At 69.7% G+C, this 16,785-nt stretch carries 16 protein-coding genes and 1 pseudogene; 6 read left to right on the top strand and 11 right to left on the bottom strand.

From position 1 onward, the window contains the following. Positions 1-74 precede the first annotated feature (74 nt). Together ACGGCP_RS08970 and ACGGCP_RS08965 are read left to right on the top strand one after the other, a co-directional pair. Positions 75-677 carry a superoxide dismutase gene (locus ACGGCP_RS08970; RefSeq protein ID WP_392963197.1) on the top strand — a complete coding sequence of 201 codons (603 nt, stop codon included), beginning with the start codon at positions 75-77 and terminating at the stop codon, positions 675-677. 42 nt (positions 678-719) lie between these two features. After that, the gene (locus ACGGCP_RS08965) at positions 720-1,325 is read left to right on the top strand and encodes a DUF4291 domain-containing protein (protein ID WP_392963195.1); all 606 of its coding nucleotides are present in this window, start codon (positions 720-722) and stop codon (positions 1,323-1,325) included. On the opposite strand, the gene ACGGCP_RS08960 is transcribed toward ACGGCP_RS08965, so the two are convergent. Continuing rightward, positions 1,307-1,897 (bottom strand): TetR/AcrR family transcriptional regulator, encoded by a 591-nt coding sequence (locus ACGGCP_RS08960; protein WP_392963594.1) that lies wholly within the window; start codon positions 1,895-1,897, stop codon positions 1,307-1,309. The two genes, ACGGCP_RS08965 and ACGGCP_RS08960, sit on opposite strands and share 19 nt — an antisense overlap. A 68-nt stretch (positions 1,898-1,965) precedes the next feature. On the opposite strand from ACGGCP_RS08960, the gene ACGGCP_RS08955 reads away from it, so the two are divergent. Together ACGGCP_RS08955 and ACGGCP_RS08950 are read left to right on the top strand one after the other, a co-directional pair. Continuing rightward, positions 1,966-2,466, top strand: a complete 501-nt coding sequence (locus ACGGCP_RS08955; protein ID WP_392963193.1) for a GNAT family N-acetyltransferase — start codon at positions 1,966-1,968, stop codon at positions 2,464-2,466. A 56-nt stretch (positions 2,467-2,522) separates the two neighbouring features. Next, positions 2,523-2,942: pseudogene (locus ACGGCP_RS08950) on the top strand (toxin-antitoxin system YwqK family antitoxin); the annotation flags it as partial. A gap of 3 nt (positions 2,943-2,945) precedes the next feature. Here ACGGCP_RS08950 and ACGGCP_RS08945 read toward each other — a convergent pair. From ACGGCP_RS08945 to ACGGCP_RS08900, 10 genes are all read right to left on the bottom strand, one after another. Beyond that, entirely contained in the window at positions 2,946-3,416 is a 471-nt protein-coding gene (locus ACGGCP_RS08945; protein WP_392963190.1) for an NUDIX domain-containing protein, read from the bottom strand. Positions 3,417-3,466: 50 nt separating this feature from the next. Further along, positions 3,467-5,005 (bottom strand): phosphotransferase, encoded by a 1,539-nt coding sequence (locus tag ACGGCP_RS08940; RefSeq protein WP_392963187.1) that lies wholly within the window; start codon positions 5,003-5,005, stop codon positions 3,467-3,469. Positions 5,006-5,139: 134 nt separating this feature from the next. Then, positions 5,140-6,180 (bottom strand): ABC transporter ATP-binding protein, encoded by a 1,041-nt coding sequence (locus ACGGCP_RS08935; RefSeq protein WP_392963184.1) that lies wholly within the window; start codon positions 6,178-6,180, stop codon positions 5,140-5,142. Beyond that, complete coding sequence (locus ACGGCP_RS08930; RefSeq protein WP_392963181.1) at positions 6,170-7,207, bottom strand: ABC transporter ATP-binding protein; 1,038 nt, start codon at positions 7,205-7,207, stop codon at positions 6,170-6,172. The genes ACGGCP_RS08935 and ACGGCP_RS08930 overlap by 11 nt, the downstream gene beginning before the upstream one ends. 4 nt (positions 7,208-7,211) lie before the next feature. Next, positions 7,212-8,159, bottom strand: a complete 948-nt coding sequence (locus tag ACGGCP_RS08925) for an ABC transporter permease (protein WP_392963179.1) — start codon at positions 8,157-8,159, stop codon at positions 7,212-7,214. After that, positions 8,152-9,159, bottom strand: a complete 1,008-nt coding sequence (locus ACGGCP_RS08920; protein WP_392963176.1) for an ABC transporter permease — start codon at positions 9,157-9,159, stop codon at positions 8,152-8,154. Before ACGGCP_RS08920 ends, ACGGCP_RS08925 begins: the two co-directional genes overlap by 8 nt. A gap of 135 nt (positions 9,160-9,294) precedes the next feature. Next, positions 9,295-10,959: an ABC transporter substrate-binding protein gene (locus tag ACGGCP_RS08915; protein WP_392963173.1), complete on the bottom strand. Its 1,665-nt coding sequence runs from the start codon at positions 10,957-10,959 to the stop codon at positions 9,295-9,297. 203 nt (positions 10,960-11,162) lie between these two features. Next, complete coding sequence (locus tag ACGGCP_RS08910) at positions 11,163-11,867, bottom strand: PfkB family carbohydrate kinase (protein WP_392963170.1); 705 nt, start codon at positions 11,865-11,867, stop codon at positions 11,163-11,165. Between the two features lie 156 nt (positions 11,868-12,023). Further along, complete coding sequence (gene erpA, locus ACGGCP_RS08905) at positions 12,024-12,395, bottom strand: iron-sulfur cluster insertion protein ErpA (RefSeq protein ID WP_392963168.1); 372 nt, start codon at positions 12,393-12,395, stop codon at positions 12,024-12,026. A 181-nt stretch (positions 12,396-12,576) separates the two neighbouring features. Then, positions 12,577-13,680 carry a glycerate kinase gene (locus tag ACGGCP_RS08900; RefSeq protein ID WP_392963165.1) on the bottom strand — a complete coding sequence of 368 codons (1,104 nt, stop codon included), beginning with the start codon at positions 13,678-13,680 and terminating at the stop codon, positions 12,577-12,579. Positions 13,681-13,915: 235 nt separating this feature from the next. On the opposite strand from ACGGCP_RS08900, the gene nadA reads away from it, so the two are divergent. Further along, positions 13,916-15,082, top strand: a complete 1,167-nt coding sequence (nadA, locus tag ACGGCP_RS08895; protein ID WP_392963162.1) for a quinolinate synthase NadA — start codon at positions 13,916-13,918, stop codon at positions 15,080-15,082. Positions 15,083-15,430: 348 nt separating this feature from the next. After that, positions 15,431-16,774, top strand: a complete 1,344-nt coding sequence (murA, locus tag ACGGCP_RS08890) for a UDP-N-acetylglucosamine 1-carboxyvinyltransferase (protein WP_392963592.1) — start codon at positions 15,431-15,433, stop codon at positions 16,772-16,774. Positions 16,775-16,785 lie beyond the last annotated feature (11 nt).

Genomic DNA, 16,785 nt, shown 5'->3' with positions numbered 1-16,785 from the left:
TCTATTGCAAACCTTTTGCAACTGTGGAAGCGTGGCTACAGCCAAGTACTGCCAAGAAAGTGAGAGAGGCGATCATGACCGTCTACACGCTTCCCGACCTGCCCTACGACTACGGCTCGCTGGAGCCGCATATCAACGGGCACATCCTCGAGCTGCACCACGACAAGCACCACGCCGCCTACGTCAAGGGCGCCAACGACATGCTGGAGCGCATCGAGGAGGCGCGGGACAAGGGCGACTTCTCCGGGATCGTCGGTCTCGAGAAGACCCTCGCGTTCAACGTCTCCGGGCACGTGCTGCATTCCCTGTACTGGGAGAACATGAGCCCTGAAGGCGGCGGGCGGCCCGAGGGCGAGCTCGCGGAGGCGATCGACGAGTACTTCGGGTCGTTCGAGGGCTTCCACGGGCAGCTCTCGGCGGCGACGACGCTCGTGCAGGGCTCGGGCTGGGGCGTCTTGTCGTTCGAGCCGGTCTCGAAGCGGCTCATCGTGGAGCAGGTCTACGACCACCACGGGAACGTCGCGCAGACGTCGGTCCCGCTGCTGGCGTTCGACGCGTGGGAGCACGCGTACTACCTGCAGTACAAGAACGTCCGCCCCGACTTCGTGAAGGCGATGTGGGAGGTCGTGAACTGGCAGGACGTGGCCGCGCGGTACGCGGCCGCGACCGCCGCCTAAACCGGTTTGCCGCGTGGGCCGGGTCCTGGGAGGATTCGGCCCATGATCCCCTCTCGACAGATCCGGGCCGTCTTCGACGACGCCGCCGTCACGGTCTACCAGGCCTACTCCCCCGAGATCGCCGAGCCGGCGTTGGCCGCGCAGACGTTCGTGCCGCCGTTCAAGCGCGAGCGGATGACCTGGATCAAGCCGTCGTTCCTGTGGATGATGTACCGGTGCGGGTGGGCGGCGAAGCCCGGCCAGACCCGGGTGCTGGCGATCCGGGTCAGCCGCGAGGGCTTCGCTTGGGCGCTGGCCAATTCGTGCGGGAGCAGTCCTGCGGCGGGCGAGACCGAGGCGGCGTGGAAGGCGCGTCTCGCGGCGTCGCCGGTGCGGGTCCAGTGGGACCCGGAGCGGGACGTGCGCCTGGCGCGGCTGGAGCACCGGTCGATCCAGATCGGGCTCTCCGGGGAGGCCGTGGACCGGTATGCGGGCCAGTGGATCAAGGGCATCGAGGACGTGACCGCGCTCGCGAAGGACGTCGGCGCGGAAGTTGCGGCAGGTCGCTTCGAGGAGGCCCGCGCGCTCTTGCCGCCCGAACGGCCGTTCCCGCTCGATCCGGCCACGGCCGACTTCATCGGGGCGACCCCTCACGCCGTCAGGCCGTAGACCGCCAGCATCGCGTCGAGCAGGGCCTCTTGGGCCGCCGCACTGTAGGTGTCGGGGTCGAAGCAGGCGAGCTGGGCGGCGCCTTCGGTGGCGGCGACGAGGGCGAAGACTGCGGTGTCGATCCGCTCCGGTCCCCAGTCGGGCGCGGAGGCGGCCACGAGCCGGGCGACGCGGTCGCGCCAGACGCGGTTGTTCTTGCGGTGCAGGGCGATCAGGTCCTCGTCCCCCACTGACGCGGCGAGGAACCCCATCCACACGAGCGCTTCCTGCGCGGAGTCCTCGTCGAGCGCCATGCCCTGGGCGAGGACGGCGCGGAGGGCGGCGCGCGGGCTCGGGGCCTCGGCTTCGAGGCGTTCGACGCGCACGCGGGTGCGGGCGTGGAGGAGGTCGCGTGCGTGCGCGAGGAGCGCCTTGCGGCCGGGGAACCGGTGCATCACCAGGCCGGTGGTGCACCCGGCCTCGGCGGCGACGGCGCGGATCGTCAAGTGCTCGATGCCCTTGCCCGCGAGGATGCTCCAGACCGCTTTCGAGATCCGTTCCTGCTGCGCTTCGTGGTCGGCCCTGCGTGCGATGGCCCTGCCCTCCCCATTGTCGTAACAAGTGTTACCGTAACATCTGTTACGACACGAGGAGGACCCCCATGACCCCCACCGCGACCTGGACCGTCGAAGCCCGCGACTGGGACGACCCGCAGGGCGCCGCGCTGCGCGCGAGCCAGCGCGCCGAACTCGACGAGCGGTACGGCTGCGACGACCACGAACCCGGCCCGGTGCCGTCCGCCGAGGACGTCTCGGTGTTCCTCATGGCGTTCGGCCCCGGCGGCGAGGCCATCGGGTGCGGCGCGCTGCGCGGGCTCGACGCCGGGTCGGCCGAGATCAAACGCATGTACGTGGCCCCGGGGTCGCGCGGCTCCGGCGTCGCCGCCGCGCTCCTCGCCGCCCTGGAGGACGCGGCCCGCGAACGCGGCTGGACCACCCTGAAGCTCGAGACCGGCGAGGAGCAGCCCGACGCGATCCGCTTCTACGAGCGCGAGGGCTACCACCGGATCCCGCGCTTCGGGCACTACATCGACTGGGACATCTCGGTCTGCTACGCGAAGGACCTTCTCGAAGCAGGGGTGCGCACGCCTGGGAGCGCCTAGGCTCGGCGGTGGGCCGCGCAGGTCGCGCGGCCGCCCGAGCCGAAGGGAGGCCGACCATGGCGAAACCGGAGGGGCCGCGACCCGAGGACGCCCCGAACCGCCTCGACGACCAGGGCCGCAAGACCGGCCAGTGGGCCGAGGAGGACGCCCGCGGCGGCTTCGTCGTCGGCGACTACGTGGCGGGCCAGCGCGAGGGCATCTGGCGCCACTACGCGAACGACGGCCGCCTGCGCTCCGAAGGCGGCTACGCGGACGGGCTCCTCCACGGCCAGTGGACGTGGTGGCGCGCCAACAAGCAGCTCCTGCAGCGCGGCGACTTCGACCACGAGAAGCGCCAGGGTCTCTGGGAGCGCTGGACGGCCGAGGGCGCCCTCATCGACAGCGGCCGCTACGAGCAGGACAAGAAGGTCGGCGAGTGGCACTACTACAACCCCGACGGCACGATCAAGAAGACCACGGTCCACAAGCCCCGCAAGGCGTTAGCGGTACGGCTGGTACACGGTCGTGCCGGTGAGCCTCGCTTCGATCGCCAGCGCGAGCCTCGCCCGGTTGAACTCGCCGATGCGCTCGAGCGCCTGTTCGGGCGCGAAGAACCCGACCTGCTCGATCTCCCCGGGCCGGGGCCGCACCGCGGCCGGATCGTCGACGACGCCCGCGTCGAAGACGTAGTAGGTCAAGGGTTCGGCGATGTAGCCGACGTCGGTCAGCCAGTCGACCACGAGCAGAGCGCCGACTTCGAGGCGCAGGCCGATCTCCTCCTCGATCTCGCGGGCGCATCCCTCGTGCGGCGACTCGCCCCGGTCGACCCATCCGCCCGCGAACCCCCAGTGGTCGCGGGACGCCGGTTTGACCAGCAGCACGCGGCCCTCCACGTCGGTGATGAACGCTGCCGCAGCCGTTCCCGAGACCGCGATCCGGTCGATACGGCCCGAGGCTTCCGTGTCGGTCATGCGCCCGAACCTATCCGCCCCCACCGACATCCCGACTGCGTGAGCCGTCCTCAAGCCGGAGCGAACAGCAGGCGCGGGCGGGCGAGGTCGACTTCGACGATGCGGACGCGCACGGATGCGCCCACTGCCCATACGGCCGAAGGCAGTGCCTCGATATCGGCTGCCGGGACGAGCCCCTCGATGCATTCGCCGATCGCGACGAAGACGCCGATCGATACGGCCTTGGTGACCGTGCCGGTGACGACATCGCCTTCCTGCCCGGTGAACGCTCCCCACGGGTCGTGGATCGCGGCCCAGTCGAGCCGGACCGTGATCTGGAAGTTCCGGTCGTTGTGCTGACGGACCCAGCCGCTGACACGGGCGCCGACTTCGGGGAGCCCGCGGTGGCGGCACCGGGCTCCGGCGATGTCCGCGAAGCCGTGCGCGTCCGGACAGCCGTCGAGGTCGATGAAGATGCCGAATCGCTCGCGGCGGTAGACGCGTCCCTTGACTCGGCCTTCGAGCGGCAGTGCCCGAACCGAAGCCGCCCAGTGTGTCTCGGCCCGCTCGGTGCGGGACGTGTACGAGCTCGCGTCCGGGGCCCCGAAGGCGGCCTCGACCGCTTCGAGGTTCGCTGACCACCAGGTGATGAGGCGGTGGTCCTCGAAGAAGAGGTGGTCGCAGGTCGTGCTGGGGCGGTTGTAGTGGAGGTCGAGGTGCCAGCAGTGGGCGAGCATCCTCCACCAGCGGTGGCGGGCAGCGTTGGCGAGGTCGGCCGGGTCGATGGGGCGGACCGCGCGGTAGCCGGTGAGGAAGGCGGCGACCTTGTCGAGGTCGATGCGGGCGTCGGGAGTGCAGAACTGCCAGGCGGCCGCGCGTACGAGTTCGAGGGCGTACGAGCCGACCCGGATACGGTCCCAGTCGATCACGGCTTCGACGCGGTCGGCGGACCAGATGAGGTTGAAGTCCTGGCAGTCGCCGTGCGTCCAGCCCTCGGGGCCCGTCGAATCCGCGGGGCCCGGTCGGAGGTGGGCGTGGGCGGCGATGAGGGCGCGGCGGTCGTGCAGGAGCGGGACGGCGGCGCGGTCGAAGTCGTCTTGGACGGGGCTGTTCGCGGCGAGTTCGAGGAAGCGGCCGGTCTCGGCGAGCGCGGCTTCAGGGTCGACGGCGGCGGTCGGGACCGGCTGGGGTGCGGGGAGGCCGAGGTCTGGGGCGGCGAGGGCTGTGTGGATGCGGGCGATCGTCTCGCCCATGTGCCGCGCCTGGGCGAGCGACATGTCCGCGCCCGGGTGGGTGCCGTCGATCCATGCGCAGAGATAGTAGGCGTTGCCTGCGGTCTCATAGACCAGCTCGCCTGCGGAGGTGGCGAGCACCGGAGCGACTGGGACGCCTTCGGCCGCAAGGCGTTTGAGCAGGCCGAGGTTGCGGGCGACCGCGGCCGGGTCGCGGTCGGTCAGGTGTTTGAGCGCGAAGCGGCCCTGGTCGCAGTCCAGGAACCAGTTCCGGTTCATCCGGCCGTCGGGAAGGTAGCGGATTTCGCGGACGGCTCCGAGTGGGTACGCGGCGGCGATCGCGTCGAGGTCGGCGGGCTTCGGGGCGTCTGTCGGCACCAGGGCAAGTTAGCCGGGACGGCAGGGTCCCGCAACCCGATTGCGGGGGGCTCCGCCAGCGTTCGGGCCGGTGAGGGCGGCGGTCATCGGAGGAGGCTGAAGGACCCGCCTCCGATGACCGCCAGGGGGCGAGGCTATTTGACCGCGTGGGTGACGTCCCGCTCCTCGGCGTAGAAGCAGGCCGTCGGGTGGGTGCCCTCGTCCCCTGCGTCGAGGCCAGGGACCTCCTCGGCGCAGTGGTCCGTGGCCTTCCAGCAGCGGGTGCGGAAGCGGCAGCCCGAAGGCGGGTTGATCGGGGACGGGACGTCGCCTTGCAGGATGATCTCGTCGCGCTGGCCCCGCAGGTCCGGGTCGGGGACGGGAACGGCGGAGAGGAGCGCCTGCGTGTACGGGTGGCGGGGGCGGTCGTAGATCTCGCGGCCGGTGCCGCGCTCGACCACCTTGCCCAGGTACATGACCGCGACGTCGTCGGCGATGTGGCGCACCACCGACAGGTCGTGCGCGATGAACACGTACGCCAGGCCCAGCTCGTCCTGCAGGCGCTCGAGGAGGTTGATGACCTGCCCCTGGATCGACACGTCCAGCGCGCTCACCGGCTCGTCGAGCACCAGCACCTGCGGACGCAGCGCCAGAGCGCGGGCGATGCCGATGCGCTGGCGCTGCCCGCCGGAGAACTGGTGCGGGTAGCGGTTCACGTGGTCGGGGCTGAGCCCGACCATGTCGAGCAGGTCCTTGACCTCGTTGGCGCGCTGCGCCTTCGGGATCACCCCGGGGTGGATCTCGAACGGCTCGCCGATGATGTCGCCGACGGTCATGCGCGGGTTCAGCGACGTGTACGGGTCCTGGAAGACCAGTTGGATGTCGCGGCGGAACGGGCGGATCCGGCGGGCCGACAGGCCGCCGATCTCGCTGCCCTGCAGTCGGATCGAACCGGAAGTCGGTGTCTCGAGGCCCACGAGGAGCTTCGCGAGCGTGGACTTGCCGCACCCGGACTCGCCGACGACGCCGAGCGTCTTCCCCGGGTAGAGCCGGAGGTCGACGCCGTCGACCGCCTGCACCTGGCCGACGGTCCGCTTGAGGACGATGCCGCGCTGGATCGGGAAGTGCTTCACCAGGTCCTTCGCTTCCAGGACCGGCTCGGTGTGCGTGTTCGCTTGGCCCAGTTCAGCGTTCATCGGCGAAGACCTCCTCGGCGAAGTGGCAGCGGCTGCCGTGCGTGTGGGACGGCTCGATCCAGGGCGGAACGTCGTGGGTGCACTTGTCCTCGGCCGCGAAGCAGCGCGGATGGAACGGGCACCCGCCCGGCAGGTTCGCCGGGTTCGGCGGCAGGCCCCGGATGACCTCGAGCTCCCGCCCGACCGTGTCGACGCGCGGGATCGCGCGGAGCAGGGACTTCGTGTACGGGTGGGCCGGGCGCTTGAACGCGTCGCGGATCCCGGCGCGCTCGACCACTTCGCCCGCGTACATGACCGCGACGTCGTCGGCGACGTCCGCGACCACGCCGAGGTCGTGGGTGATGAGGATCAGGCCCATGTTGCGCTCGGTCTGGATGTCCTTGAGCAGCCGCATGATCTGCGCCTGCACCGTGACGTCGAGGGCCGTGGTCGGCTCGTCCGCGATCAGGATCTCCGGGTCGAGCGCGAGCGCCATGGCGATCATGACGCGCTGCCGCATACCGCCGGAGAACTGGTGCGGGTAGTGGCCGACCCGGTTCTTCGCGTCCGGGATGCCGACCAGGTCGAGCAGTTCGACCGCCCTGGCCTTCGCGTCGGCGCGGCTGAGGCCGCGGTGGACGCGGAACAGCTCGCCGATCTGGAAGCCCACGGACCACACCGGGTTGAGCGCCGAGAGGGCGTCCTGGAAGACCATCGCGATGTGGTTGGCGCGCACGCCTCTGCGGGACTCGGCGTCGAGCCCCAGGAGGTCGACGCCCTGCAGCCGCACCTCGCCCTTGGTGATGCGTGCGGGCGGCGTGTCGAGGATGCCCATGATCGCCTGGCTCGTCACGGACTTGCCGGAACCGGACTCGCCGACGATGGCGAGCGTGCGGCCCAGTTCGAGCGTGAAGCTCGCCCCGCGCACGGCCGGGACCTTGACGCCGCGCAGCCGGAACTCCACGTGCAGGTCGTCCACTTCGAGCAGTGGCTTGTTCGCGTCGACACCGGGGAGCGTGTCGCCGATGACTCGGATTCGCATCGACATCCGCTCACCTCAGTTTCGGGTCGAGGGCGTCGCGCAGGGCGTCGCCGAAGGTCGCGAACGCGAACACGGTGATGAGCAGGAACGCCATGGGCCACAACAGGAGGTACAGGTACCCGCCCGTCGCCCAGTTCGTGCCCTCGGCGAGGAGGATGCCCCAGCTCGTCGCGGGCGGGCGGATGCCCAGGCCCAGGACGGCCAGGACCGACTCGGTGACGATGATGCCGCCGACGGTGGTCGGGACGATGGCCGTGACCGGGACGATCGCGTTGGGCATGATGTGGCGGAACATGATCCGCCGGTCCTTCGCGCCCAGGCACCGCGCCGCCGCCACGTAGTCGAGGTTGCGCGTCTCGATCGTCGCCGCGCGCACGTACCGGGCGAACTCCATCCACCCGAACACTGCCAGCGCGAGCGCGGCCGGGGCGACCGAGGGTATGAGCTCGTCGGTGCTGCTGCGGCCCCGGAAGAGGGCCAGGAGCAGCAAGGCGCCCAACAGGAACGGCACGACCATGAACACCTCGAGGGCGCGGGAGATGACCGCGTCGGTCCAGCCGCCGTAGTAGCCCGAGAGGATGCCCAGAATGAGTCCGATGAGGACGCTGAGGACGATCACGGCGACGGCCAGGAGCAGAGTCGGTCTCGCGCCGTAGACGAGTTTCGCCGCGAAGTCGCAGCCGAACGCGTCGGTGCCGAGCGGGTGGTCCCCCGTGAACCACGTGTCCGGGCGCTGGCGGGCGAGGCGGCCGGAGCAGCTGCGCGGGTCGGCGTCGGTGAACAGGGTCGGGAAGACCGCCATGGCGACCGCGACCAGGATGAGCAGGGCCGCGATGAGGACGTCGACGCGGCGAACCATGCGGTGGAAGGCGTCCTTCCACAGGGAGGCCTGCGGGGCGTCGGCGGTCTTGAGGACCCCGGGTACGGGCTCGGGGAGGGGTTCGGTGCGGTCAGGCATAGCGAATCCTCGGGTCGAGTAGGGCGTACATGAGGTCCACGACGAGGTTCACGGCGAGCACGACGACGGCGATGACCACGAAGGACGTGATGACGATGCTGACTTCCGTGCCCAGCAGGGCGTTCCAGAGCATCTGGCCCATGCCGGGGATCTGCATGATGCCCTCGGTGACGACGGCGCCGGTGAGGATGAACGCGAAGTTGTAGCCGATGGAGGTCACGACCGGGATGAGCGAGTTCCGCACGATGTGGACGTTGGTGACGCGTCTCCTGGTGAGGCCCTTGGCGTGTGCGGTGCGGACGAAGTCGGCGTGGTAGTTCTCCAGCTGGCTGGCGCGGACGAGGCGCGTCATGCTCGCGAGCCCGGCGGTGCCCAGGAGGAGCCCGGGGACGATGATCGTCATCCACGGATGGTCGACGTCGTAGGTGGGTCTGAACAGCTGGCCTATCGCGGACTCGTCGCCGAATATGCCTCTGACCCAGCGGGTCAGGGGCACGGCGATGAGCGAGGAGTAGATGAGCATGATGAGGAAGACCGGCACCGAGTCGACGAGGATGGTGCCGCCGCGCACGAAGTGGTCCTGGAAGCGGTTGCGGTGCCGGGCGGCCCAGGAGCCGAAGACCATCGCCAGGACGACGAGCGTGACGATCGAGAAGGCGAAGAGCCGCAGGGTGTTCGGGATGGAGATGGCGAGCAGCTCGCCGACGTCCCGGTTGTTGCGCAGCGTCGTGCCGAAGTCCCCGGCGGCGTAGTCCTGGAGGCGTTCGACGAACGGCACGAGGCAGGGGTCGCCGGTGCGGTCGTAGCACGGGTCGTCGAGGTTGTACATGGCTTCGACCTGGGCGAGCGCGGCCGCGTCGGGTGTGCGGTCGCCGAAGAAGAGGCGGGCCGGATTGCCGCGGACCTGCACGGAGATGGCCATGAGCCAGTGCATGAGGAAGAGCACGAGCCCCAGTGTCAGGAGCGCCTGCAGCAGGCGGCGGATGACGTAGCGTCCCATTGAAGTTGTTCCCGTTCCCTTTGGGCGGCACGGCCGAGAGGGTGCGGGCGGGCTCCCGCGGCGAGTCGTGGACTCGCGCGTTCGCCCGCCCGCCAGGGGCGGAGACCCCTAGGGCTGCGCCGCAACCCGGTTCGACTACTCGACCACCGTGATCAGGCGGAGTTCGCAGTCGCCGCCGGGGGCGACGTAGATCGGGTTGACGACGACGTTCTCGACGGTGTCGTTGTAGAACACGTTGTCGGCCGAGTAGATGATCGGCGCGGCCGGCATGGCCTCGGCGATGATCGCCTCCGCGGCGGCGTAGAGCGGCTGGGCCTCTTCGAGGGTCGGCGCCTGGTCGGCCGCGAGGATCGCGGCGTCGAACTCGGGGCTGGCGTAGCCGAAGACGTTCATGGCCTCGCCGCCGCCGTAGACCGGCGTCAGGAAGTTCTCGTTGAGGTTGTAGTCAGGGCCCCACTGGTAGCGGAACGGGCCTTCGACGGTGTGCTCGTCGCGGGCGGTCAGGAACTCCGGCCAGTCGAGCGGGACGAGCTCGTACTCGATGCCGAGGGTGTCCTTGATGGAGTCGCCGACGGCGCGGTAGAGGGTCTGGTTGTCCGCGGACTCGTTGTACCAGAGCTGGAACACCTTGCCCTCGGGCCAGCCGCCTGCCTGCTCGAGAAGGTCCTTGGCCAGCTCGGGGTCGTACTCGCAGTACTCGCAGACGCCGGTGCCGCCGCCGAGGATCGTCTCGGGGATGAAGCCGTCGGCGGGGACGCCGCGGCCCTGGCCGATGACGGTGAGCACGCCCTCGCGATCGATCGCGGCGGAGAAGGCGCGGCGCAGGTTGACGTCCTGCCACTCCTCCATCCACAGCGGGAAGCCGAGGGCGGTGAACGAGGTGCCCGGCTGGGTGATGAGCCGCTCGGTCAGCTCGGGGTCGGCCATCGCGGTCTCGAAGTCGGCCGCGCGGGGCGAGCAGACGTCGATGTCGCCGGTCTTGAAGTCGTTCCAGCAGTCGGTCTCGCCGAGGTAGGGGTGCCAGACGACCTTGTCGATCTGGGCCGGCATGTCGCCGGGGTAGTCCTCCCAGCGGACGGCGGTCGCGCCCGCCTCGACGGCGTAGGGCTCCTCGAGCTGGAAGGGGCCGTTGCCGATCGGGTTCCACATGCAGGCTTCGAGGTCGGCGAGGCACTCCTCGGCCATCGGCAGGAACGCCGCGTAGCCGAGCATGGTGGCGAAGCCGCTGAACTGGTCGACGAGCTTCACTTCGATGGTGAGTTCGTCGACGGCGGTGAGGCCGGAGAGCTCGGTGACGTCGACCGGCGGGAACTCGGGGACCTCGGGGTCGGCCCACTGGTCCTCGGGGAGGGGCGCGGGGTTCATCGCCTCGTAGCCCTCGAAGCGGCCGAAGAAGTAGTTCAGCCCGGCCACGTTGGGGCCGTAGGCGGTGTGGTTCCACGAGCGGATGAAGGACTCGGCGTCGACCGGCTCGCCGTTCTGGAAGGTCAGGCCGTCCTTGATCTTGATCGTCCACGTCTGGTTGTCCGCTGTGGAGATCTCCTCGGCGACGAGGTTGATCGGCTCGCCGGTCTCGTTGTCGTAGTAGACGAGTCCGTCGTAGACGTTCTTGAGGATGCGGTAGCACTCCGAGTCGTCGCAGTCGCTGACGACCAGGGTGGGGACTTCGCCGATCGACATGTCGACGGTGCCGCCGCCCCCGTCACCGCCGCCGCCTACGTCGTTGGGGTCGCCGGTGCATGCGGTGAGTGCGAGTGCGGCCGCCGCGCCGACGGCGGCCGCTATGCGGAGTCGTTTCACAAGGGTCTCCAGAGCGTGAGTGGGTCGTGGGATAACTCACACCATGGCGCACAACACCTTCAAAAGATAGGGTGCGTTGTGAAATCGTTACCGTGCAGACTGTTGCCAGAGACCTTGGGGTGCAATTGTTTCGTCCGTATTGCCTTTGTAATCCCAATTATTGAGACGCAAGTGAACACTGAGTGTTCAAGGGGCCCTTGGGATTACTCGGGCAGCAGGTACGCGGAGGCCTCGGCCGCCGCGGCCGGGCCGTAGGACTGCTCCAGGCGGTGCACGAACTCGACCGGGTTGACCGCGTATCCCTGCGGGCCAACGGATTCGAGCGCCAGCGCGGTCATCTGCGAGCCGACCTCGGCGGAACGGCGCAGGCTCATCCCCCAGCCCAGCCCGGCCAGGAGCCCGGCGGTGAAGGCGTCTCCCGCGCCGGCGGGGTCGATGGTGTCGCTGGAGCGCGCGAACGGCACGCGGATGCGGTCCATGTCGTGGCCCGCGATCTCGACGCCGTCCTGGTCGAGCGTGGTGACGCGGACGCGCACGCGCTCGAGGATCTCGTCGTCGCTCAGGCCGGTGGTGGCCTGGAGGAGCTGGTAGCGCTCCTGGCTCGTCACCAGGAACTTCGCGCCGGTCAGGAAGTCGACGGCCTCGTCGCCTTCGAGGTCGCCGGGGTCGGCGCTGAACTCCAGGCCGAGGTCGCGACACTGGTCGGCGTAGGCGTGCATCGCCTTGGCCTCGCCTGGTCCGATGTGGACGAGGCGGAGGGTGCCGCCGCGCTCCATGACCGCGATGAGGTCGAGCTCTTCGCCGTCGACGACGACCGGGGCCTGGCCGAGCCGGGTCATCCCGTGGCCGACCGTCTCCGCGGTCGCGCCGGTGACGGCGGTCTTCATGCCTTGCACTGCAAGTGCCACTGCGATTGTCCTCGTTCAGTCGGGGACGTGAATGGAAGCGCGTGAAGCGCTTGGGATTCGGGCGGTGGGGCCCGTGGTGGGAGCAGACAGCCTAGCGCACGGCTCAGCCCGGCCGATCCGGAGATCGACCGGGCTGGGGCAGTCCGTTCCGATCTCCTAGTGGAAGGAGTCGCCGCAGGCGCAGGAGCCCTGGGCGTTCGGGTTGTCGATGGTGAAGCCCTGGGCGTCGATGCGGTCGGCGAAGTCGATGCTCGCGCCGATGAGGTAGGGGACGCTCATCTTGTCGACCACGACGCCGAAGCCCTCGTAGTCCTGGACGGTGTCGCCGTCGCGCACGTCGGTGTCGAAGTACAGGCCGTAGCGCAGACCGGAGCAGCCGCCGGGGCTGACCTCGACGCGCAGTCGCAGGCCTTCCTCGCCCTCCTGCTCGATCAGGGCTTTGACCTTGGTTGCGGCCGCTTCGGTGAGCACGACGCCGACCTTGGTGGCGTTGTCCTTGACGTCTTCGGCCTGCTGAGCGGTGCTCACTGGCAACTCCCTCGTGTGTGTGCGAGATCCACGTCGATCGGGTCTCTTCGACAGGTCAACAGTACCCAACGGGGTCGGGGGCGTCGCTATTCCCGTAGCGGAGCGAAGGGAATCTGCGACACAGTCCGAGGTCACAAAACCGAAGGTGTGACCTCTCCTGACGACCAGTCCTCGACCGTACCTACTCCTGCCACTCCTTCGCCACCTTCTCGGCGAGCGACGTGAGCCCCTGGACGGGCTCGCGCATGGCGGCCTCGGGGCTGCCGACGAGGTCGACGACCGAGTGGACGCCCGCGAGGTCGGGGTGGGACTCGAGGTCGGAGCGCCCGGCGAGGACGAGGCATGGCCTGCCGTGGGCGGCCGCGCCGGAGGCGACCTCGGCGGCGAGCTTGCCGCGCAGGCTCTGGGCGTCGAAGGAGCCCTCGCCGGTGATGACGAGGTCGGCTTCGGCGATCCGGGCGTCGAGGCCGACGGCGTCGCAGGTGAGGCGGGCGCCGGACTCGCGGTGGCCGCCGAGGAGGAAGAACGCGAAGCCGAGGCCTCCGGCGGCTCCAGCGCCGGGGAGTTCGGCGGCGCCGACCGGGCCGACCTGGCGTTCGGCGACTTCGGCGAAGGAGGAGAGCGACATCTCCAGGAACGGCAGGGCGTTGCCGCTCGCGCCCTTCTGCGGGCCGAACATGTAGGTCGCGCCGTGCGGGCCCAGGAGCGGGGAGTCGACGTCGGTGGCGGCGACGAGTTCGACGCCGCGGGTGCGGGCGTGGCCTTCGATCGCGGTGCAGGCGGAGAGGACGCCACCGCCGTAGGGCAGTGCGGCTCCGGTGGAGTCGAGGAGGGTGAGGCCGAGGGCGGTGAGCATCCCGGCTCCGGCGTCGTTGGTGGCCGAGCCGCCGAGGCCGACGACGACGCGGCGGGCGCCGGTCTCGATCGCGTCGGCGACGATGAGGCCGAGGCCGTAGCTGGTGGTGCGGCGCGGGTCGCGTTCGGCGGGTTCGAGGAGGTGGAGGCCGCACGCGGCGGCGGACTCGATGTAGGCGGTCTCGCCGTCGCGCAGGTAGTCGGCCTTGACGGGGCGGCCGAGGGGGTCGCAGGTCTCGACAGTGCGGCGGGACGCGCCGGGGAGGGCGTGGGCGAGGACGTCGACGAAGCCGGGGCCGCCGTCGGCGAGCGGCAGCGTGACCGCGGTGTCGTCCGGCCTGGCGCGGCGCCAGCCCGCGGCGACGGCGTCGGCGGCTTCGGCGGCGCTCATGGTGCCGGCGAACTTGTCGGGAGCTATGAGGATGCGCACACCATGAGCGTAGTGGATGGGCAGGGACGAGATGTAACCGCTTGCCGAAGCGGGGCGATTCGTGCTCCGGCGCCCCTTCGGTCGGGTGTGTCGGGGTGGGGACCCCCCGTTATCCATGATGGCGGGGCGGTGCGACGCGGATTCGGGGCCGGTGTTCGAAAGGCGGGGCGTGACGGGTCCCGTTCTGCGGTTCAGAGGAGGCGAGGAGGGCTCGGAGCGGACTACGATTGCGGCCATGACGGGCTTCAACGAACCTGCTTCCACTCAGACCGCGCTCCTGCTCCTGGGACGCGGCACCGACTCCGGCTCCGAGCGCGGCGTCGACTGCCCCGGTGAACTGCCCGCGCCCTCCGACCCCGACCTGGTCGAGCGCGCCCGCGCCGCCAAGGAGACCCTGGGCGGCAACGTCTTCATCCTGGGCCACCACTACCAGCGCGACGAGGTGATCCAGTTCGCCGACGTCACCGGCGACTCGTTCAAGCTCGCCCAGCAGGCCGCCGCGCGGCCCGACGCCGAGTACATCCTGTTCTGCGGCGTGCACTTCATGGCCGAGAGCGCCGACATCCTCACCGGCGACCACCAGAGCGTGATCCTGCCGGACATGGCCGCGGGCTGTTCCATGGCCGACATGGCCACCGCGTCCCAGGTCGAGCAGTGCTGGGAGGACCTCAAGCGCATCGGCATCGCCGACGAGACGGTGCCGGTCACGTACATGAACTCGACCGCCGCGATCAAGGGCTTCGTCGGCCGCGAAGGCGGCCTCGTGTGCACCTCCTCGAACGCCGAGCGGGCGCTGCGGTGGGCCTACGAGCAGGGCGAGAAGGTCCTGTTCCTGCCCGACCAGCACCTCGGGCGCAACACGATGGTCCGCGAGATGGGCTACTCGCTCGACGACTGCGTGCTCTACAACCCGCACAAGCCGAACGGCGGCCTCACGGACGACGAGCTGCGCAACGCCAAGATCATCCTGTGGAAGGGCCACTGCTCGGTCCACGGGCGCTTCACCCTCGAGTGCGTCGAGGAGATGCGCCGCCTCGACCCCGAGGTCAACATCCTGGTGCACCCCGAGTGCAAGCACGAGGTCGTCGAGGCCGCCGACTACGTGGGCTCGACCGAGTACATCATCAAGCAGCTCGAAGCGGCCCCGGCCGGTTCGTCCTGGGCGATCGGCACCGAGCTGAACCTGGTGCGGCGCTTGGCGAACCAGTTCCCGGACAAGAAGATCTCGTTCCTGGACAAGACGGTCTGCTACTGCTCGACGATGAACCGCATCGACCTGCCGCACCTGGTGTGGGCCTTGGAGGAGCTGGTCGCCGGGCGCGTGCCGAACACGATCACGGTGGACGCCGAGACCGCCTCGTACGCTCGCGAAGCGCTCGACCGGATGCTCGCACTGCCTTAGGCGAAAGCCCGAACATGCAACCGACGACGCGGGTCGCGGCGTGTCCCATGAGTGGGCACCGCGGCCCGCGCCGCCGTTCACCAACGCTTTCGACGGCTCGTGCGATGCCCCCGTTTCTGGTGCGCATGATCACCGTGGGTTATGTCGCTACCTGGGCGTTTTTCCCGTGGCCGTTCCGTTATCGTTGGTCCGCCGCGTAGATTTATCGCTTGCAAGCGGCGGCAAGGACGTGAATCCAAGGCAACGTCAGCCCTACGATTCGCTCCGTCACGTTCCCGGCTTCAGTCCCAGAACTCCACCCACCGAGGAGACCTCTTGAGCAGCACCGACGCCACCCCCACCGAAGACATGCTCATCATCCACGGCGGCACCCCCCTCGAAGGCGAGGTCCTGGTCCGCGGTGCGAAGAACCTCGTCTCGAAGGCGATGGTCGCCGCCCTCCTGGGCACGTCCCCCTCGGTGCTGCGCTCGGTGCCCGCGATCCGCGATGTCGAGGTCGTCACGGGCCTGCTCCGCGTCCACGGCGTCGACGTCGAACTCGACGGCGACACGCTCTACATGGACCCCACCTCGGTCGAGTCCGCCGGCGTCGAGGAGATCAACGTCCACGCCGGGACCAGCCGCATCCCGATCCTCCTGTGCGGGCCCCTCCTGCACCGCCTCGGCCGCGCCTTCATCCCCGACCTCGGCGGGTGCAACATCGGCGGCCGCCCCATCGACTTCCACCTCGACGCGCTCCGCAAGTTCGGCGCGGTCGTCGAGAAGAGCGCCGACGGCACGCACCTGTCGGCCCCCAACGGCCTCCACGGCATCCGCTACGAGCTCGAGTACCCGTCGGTCGGCGCGACCGAGCAGGTCCTGCTCACCGCCGTGATGGCCAAGGGCACCACGGAACTGCGCAATGCCGCGATCGAGCCCGAGATCATCGACCTCATCTGCATCCTGCAGAAGATGGGCGCGATCATCAAGGTGCACACCAACCGCGTGATCGAGATCGTCGGCGTCGACGAGCTCAAGGGCTACTCGCACCGGGCCCTGCCCGACCGCATCGAGGCCGCCTCGTGGGCCTCGGCGGCGCTCGCCACCCAGGGCAGCGTGTACGTGCGCGGCGCGCAGCAGGCCGACATGATGACGTTCCTCAACGTGTTCCGCTCCATCGGCGGCGCGTACGAGGTGAACGACGACCCGAACGAGGGCGGCATCCGCTTCTGGCACCCGGGCGGCCCGCTCAAGCCGGTCGCGCTCGAGACCGACGTGCACCCCGGGCTCATGACCGACTGGCAGCAGCCGATCGTCGTCGCGCTCACCCAGGCCGACGGCCTGTCGATCATGCACGAGACCGTGTACGAGAACCGCTTCGGCTACACCTCGGAGCTGCGCCGCATGGGCGCCAACATCGAGTTGTACTCCGACTGCCTGGGCGGCACGCCGTGCCGCTGGGGCCGCCGCAACTTCCTGCACTCGGCCGTCATCGCCGGGCCCACGAAGCTGCACGCCGCCGACCTCCAGATCCCCGACCTGCGCGCCGGGTTCAGCCACCTCATCGCGGCCATGGCCGCCGAGGGCACCTCGCGCGTCTACGGCGTCGACCGCTACATCACGCGCGGCTACGAGAACTTCGAGGCGAAGCTCCTCGGGCTCGGCGCGAAGATCGAGCGGCCGCGCCAGGCGACGCTCGCGAGCCGGCCCTGAGCTGAGCGCCG

This window comes from Glycomyces sp. NPDC048151 (assembly GCF_043202775.1).
In the GTDB taxonomy this organism is placed as follows: domain Bacteria; phylum Actinomycetota; class Actinomycetes; order Mycobacteriales; family Micromonosporaceae; genus Glycomyces.
This window is presented reverse-complemented; position numbering and strand designations above follow the sequence as displayed.